The following is an 843-nucleotide window of genomic DNA, read 5'->3' as shown; positions in this document are numbered from 1 at the left end:
TGCTAAAACGTGCAGGCTCTTCCCATTTCGCTCGCCACTACTTTGGGAATCTCGGTTGATTTCTTTTCCTGCAGCTACTTAGATGTTTCAGTTCGCCGCGTTCGCTTTGCATACCTATGTATTCAGTATGCAATGACCTAAAAGGCCGGGTTTCCCCATTCGGAAATCTGCGGATCAAAGCTTGTTTGCTAGCTCCCCGCAGCTTATCGCAAGCTACTACGTCCTTCATCGCCTGTAATCGCCAAGGCATCCACCATGTGCACTTATTCACTTGTCCCTATAACGTTAGCCCCTTGCGACTAAACAAAGGAGCGGTTATAGAAATAAGAAGTACTACGTTGTTGCGTTTGTTGATACATACAATCATTACCCATCGTCTTGCGTTTTACCGCAAAACGATCAATAAAAATTTACTTACTTCTTCCAGATTGTTAAAGAACGTACAGCACTTGATCTCTAAAAGATCAAATCTAAAGGCTTACCCTTACATTTGAACTCTTGGTGGAGGATGACGGGATCGAACCGACGACCCCCTGCTTGCAAAGCAGGTGCTCTCCCAGCTGAGCTAATCCCCCTGAGATTTACTACAAGGCAGAAACTGGTAGGGCTGGTTGGACTCGAACCAACGACCCCCGCGTTATCAACACGGTGCTCTAACCAGCTGAGCTACAGCCCCAAATGCTGTTCTTTAATATTGACAGTCGATAAGTGTGAACGCTTGATGAGTAGTCCGAAGACCAGTGCTACTCTAGAAAGGAGGTGATCCAGCCGCACCTTCCGATACGGCTACCTTGTTACGACTTCACCCCAGTCACGAATCCTACCGTGGTAAGCGCCCTCCTT

At 47.3% G+C, this 843-nt stretch carries 2 tRNA genes and 2 rRNA genes; all 4 read right to left on the bottom strand.

The window, feature by feature from the left end:
• A 23S ribosomal RNA gene (locus GEV01_RS30565) occupies nucleotides 1-277 on the bottom strand; the annotation flags it as partial.
• 222 nt (nucleotides 278-499) lie between these two features.
• Nucleotides 500-575, bottom strand: a tRNA-Ala gene (locus tag GEV01_RS30560).
• A 24-nt stretch (nucleotides 576-599) separates the two neighbouring features.
• Nucleotides 600-676: transfer RNA gene (locus GEV01_RS30555), tRNA-Ile, on the bottom strand.
• 76 nt (nucleotides 677-752) lie between these two features.
• Nucleotides 753-843: ribosomal RNA gene (locus tag GEV01_RS30550) — 16S ribosomal RNA — on the bottom strand; the annotation flags it as partial.

This window comes from Rugamonas rivuli, assembly GCF_009380165.1.
Classification (GTDB): domain Bacteria; phylum Pseudomonadota; class Gammaproteobacteria; order Burkholderiales; family Burkholderiaceae_D; genus Rugamonas; species Rugamonas rivuli.
This window is presented reverse-complemented; position numbering and strand designations above follow the sequence as displayed.